Origin of the sequence: Flavobacterium sp. (genome assembly GCF_035456085.1) — a bacterium.
Classification (GTDB): domain Bacteria; phylum Bacteroidota; class Bacteroidia; order Flavobacteriales; family Flavobacteriaceae; genus Flavobacterium.
In genome coordinates, this window is the sequence record NZ_DATIDY010000108.1 from 1 (window position 1) to 4799 (window position 4799).

Here is a 4799-nt window from a genome sequence, read left to right on the forward strand (position 1 = left end):
AGCACTCATATCTGATGCTAGGAATAAGCAAGCGTTGGCAACGTCCTCAGGAGATCCACCACGTTTCAAAGGAATTCCTTCTCTCCATCCTTTTACTACATCTTCACTTAATTTTGCTGTCATTTCTGTTTCGATAAAACCAGGAGCAATAGCATTGCAACGGATGTTACGAGAACCTAATTCTAAAGCTACCGATTTAGTAAAACCAATAGCACCTGCTTTTGAAGCTGCATAATTTGTTTGACCTGCATTTCCAGAAACACCAACAACAGAACTAATATTAATAATTGAACCTGCACGTTGTTTCAAAAATGTTTTTTGAATAGCTTTGGTCATATTAAAAACAGACTTCAAGTTAACATCTATAACTTGATCAAAATCAGCTTCAGACATTCTCATTAATAAATTATCCTTAGTGATTCCGGCGTTGTTTATCAAAATATCTACAGTTCCAAAATCAGCCAAAACAGCATCAACAAAAGTTTGCGCTTCGTTGAAATCAGCCGCATTCGATTTGTATCCTTTTGCTTTAATTCCTAAACTATTTAATTCAGTTTCTAAAGCCTGTGCAGATTCTACAGATGAACTATAAGTAAAGGCAACATTGGCTCCGTTTTTAGCAAAAACTTCAGCAATTCCTTTTCCAATTCCACGACTTGCGCCAGTAATAATGGCTACTTTTCCTTCTAGTAATTTCATATTAGATAGTAATTATTTTTTATCAAATTATAACAAATCATAGTGAAATCAAGATTTGCTTACGAAGGCCAAATATAATAATAAAATACGGATAGCAAAAAATTGATTTGGCGGAGACACACAAAGAAAGGCTCAACGATTATCAAGTTTTAAAAAATGTTTTTTGTGTGACTTTTTGTTTCATCTTTGTTTATCTCTGTGAAATAACGCTATTTCAACTGAGAAACTACAATAAAAACTATAGCTAATAAAGCCATTAAAAGTCCTATTACATTCCATTTGGTAATTTTTTCTTTAAAAACAAAAACACCAACTAGAGTACCAATAATAATAACTCCCATGTTCATTCCTGCAAAAACAGTTGATGGGTTTTCGGAAAAAGCTTTATGTGCTTTCAGATAAAATAAAATGTTTCCAAAATTGAAAATCCCCACTAATCCTCCAAAAATGATACTTTTAAAATTCATTTTGGCTTTGCCTGAAAACAGTTCATAGCAATTATAAAGTAACATTATTACCAATGAAATTAAAAAAATAACAAATAATGATGTCGTGAAAGACACAGTAGAATTTAAAGCGATTTGTTTAAAAAAAAGGTCGATTATACCAAATCCTATTAATACAATCGCGGGATAAATCCATTTGTTTTCTTTGTTTTCTGTGGACTTGTTTAGAATCAATAATAATGCTGGAAATCCAATCAAAAGCGCAATTAATTTAAGTGTATTAAACTGTTCACCAAAAATTACCCAAGCTCCCAAAATTGAAATAATCAAAGACAATCGTTGAGCTGCATCTGTTTTTACAATTCCCATATATTTTATTGAAGCTGCCAAAAAAAGAAACACACTTGGAAGTAAAATTCCCAATGAAATAAAGACGCTCCAAGGTGATGAAGCATCCAAAATCGACAAATCAGGGCTGAAGAACAAATAACACAATACAAGTGCAAACGCATAATTAAAAGCTATTATTTGTGTAGTCGGAATTTGGTAATTTCGGGCTATTTTAAAAATCACGCCAACAGTAACACTACAAATAACAGACAAAATAAGAAATAACATAGTTCAATATTTTTTGATAGCAAAAATAACAAATAATTCCCGCTAGCCTTGATAGTAGTGGAAATCCTTTTTGTCCTTTACTTTTTCATAAGATAAAAAGATTACTTCACTATACTTTTATTTTTATATGTGTTCAGTGAATTTCGTTTGTAGCGGATAGCAGGTTCCATGTTTACTAAAAGTGCCCTGTGTTTATGCTCATAAAAACAATAATCAAATCCCTATAACTCCATACAAAACGAAACAAGTAGAATTAATTCCTATTATTTTTGTTGAACTTTATACTATTTTTAATATTTTTTAAGTTCTATAAATCTAAATTGCACAAAAAAGAATCAACTATGGATAATATAAAAATACTTTGGGTCGATGACGAAATCGATTTGCTTAAGCCACATATTTTATTTCTTGAGAAAAAAAACTACAGCGTCACCACTTGCAATAATGGACGCGATGCTATAGATATTTTTGACGAAAATAATTTTGACATTGTTTTTCTTGACGAAAATATGCCTGGAATGAGCGGTTTGGAAACATTATCAGAAATGAAAGAAAAAAAATCTTCTATTCCGATGATAATGATTACCAAAAGTGAAGAGGAATATATTATGGAAGAAGCCATTGGTTCCAAAATTGCCGACTATCTTATCAAACCAGTAAATCCAAATCAGATTTTATTGAGTTTAAAGAAAAACTTAGATAATTCACGATTGATTTCTCAAAAAACGACTTTAGACTATCAGAAAGAATTCAGAAAAATAACTATGGAAATGGCTATGGTCAACTCCTATGAAGACTGGGTAGAACTGTATAAAAAACTGATTTTTTGGGAATTAGAACTTGAAAACATTAACGATCAAGGAATGATCGAAATTCTGGAATCTCAAAAAGTCGAAGCTAATTCTCAATTTGGTAAATACATTGAGCGCAACTATGAAGATTGGTTTGCACCAAAGGCAGATAAACCGATACAATCACATAATTTATTCAAAGAATTAGTTGTTCCAGAACTAAAAAAAGACAAGCCAGTTCTTTTTGTTGTTATCGATAATTTGCGTTACGACCAATGGAAATCATTTGAAAATGTAGTTTCAAATTATTATAAACTCGAAAAAGAAGTTCCATATTTTTCAATCCTTCCGACAGCTACACAATATGCTAGAAATGCCATTTTCTCAGGATTAACACCTCTTGAAATGGAAAAACAATTCCCGCAATATTGGAAAAATGATCCTGACGAAGGAGGTAAAAATTTATATGAAGCAGAATTTTTAACTGCTCAAATAAAACGCCTCAGATTGGATTTAAAAGAAGATTATTTTAAAATAACCAACATGGCTGGCGGAAAAAAACTAGCCGAAAGCTTTAAATCCCTTAAAGACAACGATCTTGTTACGGTTGTTTATAATTTTGTTGATATGCTCTCGCACGCCAAAACCGAAATGGATGTTGTAAAAGAATTAGCTTCTGATGATAAAGCATATCGTTCATTGACTTTAAGCTGGTTCAAAAATTCACCTTTATTAGAAATTATTCAGCAGGCACAAAAATTAGGATTCAAATTAATTTTAACCACAGATCACGGAACTATCAATGTAAAAAATCCATCGAAAGTGGTTGGAGATAAAAATACAAGTCTAAATTTGCGCTATAAAACAGGACGTAGTTTAACCTACGAACAAAAAGATGTTTATGCGGTAAAAGAACCAAAACAAATAGGTTTGCCTGCTATAAATATGAGCAGTTCGTATATTTTTGCTAAAAATGATTTGTTTTTAGCTTATGTAAACAACTACAATCATTATGTGAGTTATTACAAAAACAGTTATCAACATGGAGGAATCTCATTGGAAGAAATGATTATTCCTTTTCTTGTTTTTAATCCAAAATAATTGAGTAACACTTAGTTTTTAACTACAAATTACACGAATTCGAAGTGATTTTTCACCAAATTAATACGTTTTTTGGAAAAAAAATATTTGCTAGAATTAGTGTAATTTGTGGCTTTTAATCAAAAACAAATCGAATACAATAAAATGACTATTACTTTTTCTATAGAGCAACTTGCTTCAGTTGCACAACAAATTTTAGATCAAAACCCAAGTAAAGTGATCCTTTTTAATGGAGAAATGGGCGTTGGAAAAACCACTTTAATCAAACAATTATGCAAAACATTGGGTGTAACTGAAGCAACAAGCAGCCCAACATTTTCGTTAGTAAATGAATATCAAACTCTGAATAATCAAACGATTTATCATTTTGATTTTTATCGATTAAAAAAAGAAACCGAAGCATTAGATATGGGAGTCGAAGACTATCTATATTCTGGAAATTGGTGTTTTATCGAATGGTCTGAAAAAATTGAAAATTTGATTCCGTTGCAGCATACTACAATTACAATCGAATTATTACCTAGTGGTGAGCGTTTATTACAATTAAACTAAGTTGCTAAACAGCTGAATTTATAAGTTACTTAATAACTTCAGCAACTTATAAACTCAATAACTAATTATCAAATTTTCTGGTTAACCAATTAACTAATTATTAAAATTTGTAAATTGTACCACTAATTTCAACATATCAATGTCAATAAGTCCATTCACAAAAGAACAATTACTACCTCAGGAAGAAAAACTAGAAATTGCTAGACACAAAAGCAAACTTTTTATAGGAATTCCAAAAGAGAATAGTTACCAGGAAAGACGCATTTGTTTAACGCCAGATGCCGTGAATTCACTTACTTACCAAGGACATAGAGTAATGATAGAAGCTGGAGCCGGACTGAGCTCAAGTTATACTGACAAAGAATATGCTGACGCTGGTGCCGAAATCAGTCAAGACACTAAGAAAGTTTTTGGTTGCCCAATGATATTAAAAGTGGAACCACCAACAATCGCCGAAATTGAGTTGATGAATCCAAAAACCATCTTAATTTCTGCCATCCAATTAAAAACAAGAAAAAAAGCTTATTTTGAAGCTTTATCCCGAAAAAAAGTAACTTCACTTGCTTTCGAATATCTAAAAGATGAAGATGGC

At 31.3% G+C, this 4799-nt stretch carries 4 protein-coding genes and 1 pseudogene; 3 read left to right on the forward strand and 2 right to left on the reverse strand.

The genetic code is table 11. The features are described 5' to 3' along the window. On the reverse strand, positions 1 to 699 hold a 699-nt coding region (fabG, locus tag VLC96_RS08335), incomplete at its 3' end, for a 3-oxoacyl-[acyl-carrier-protein] reductase (protein WP_325262052.1). Between the two features lie 209 nt (positions 700 to 908). Next, positions 909 to 1763, reverse strand: coding sequence for an EamA family transporter (locus VLC96_RS08340; RefSeq protein ID WP_325262054.1), 855 nt, complete (start codon positions 1761 to 1763; stop codon positions 909 to 911). Between the two features lie 341 nt (positions 1764 to 2104). On the opposite strand from VLC96_RS08340, the gene porX reads away from it, so the two are divergent. From porX to VLC96_RS08355, 3 genes and pseudogenes are all read left to right on the forward strand, one after another. Beyond that, positions 2105 to 3655, forward strand: a complete 1551-nt coding sequence (gene porX / locus VLC96_RS08345) for a T9SS response regulator signal transducer PorX (protein WP_325262056.1) — start codon at positions 2105 to 2107, stop codon at positions 3653 to 3655. Between the two features lie 144 nt (positions 3656 to 3799). Continuing rightward, positions 3800 to 4207: a tRNA (adenosine(37)-N6)-threonylcarbamoyltransferase complex ATPase subunit type 1 TsaE gene (gene tsaE, locus VLC96_RS08350; RefSeq protein WP_325262058.1), complete on the forward strand. Its 408-nt coding sequence runs from the start codon at positions 3800 to 3802 to the stop codon at positions 4205 to 4207. 139 nt (positions 4208 to 4346) lie between these two features. Then, positions 4347 to 4799 (forward strand): annotated as a pseudogene (locus VLC96_RS08355) (alanine dehydrogenase); the annotation flags it as partial.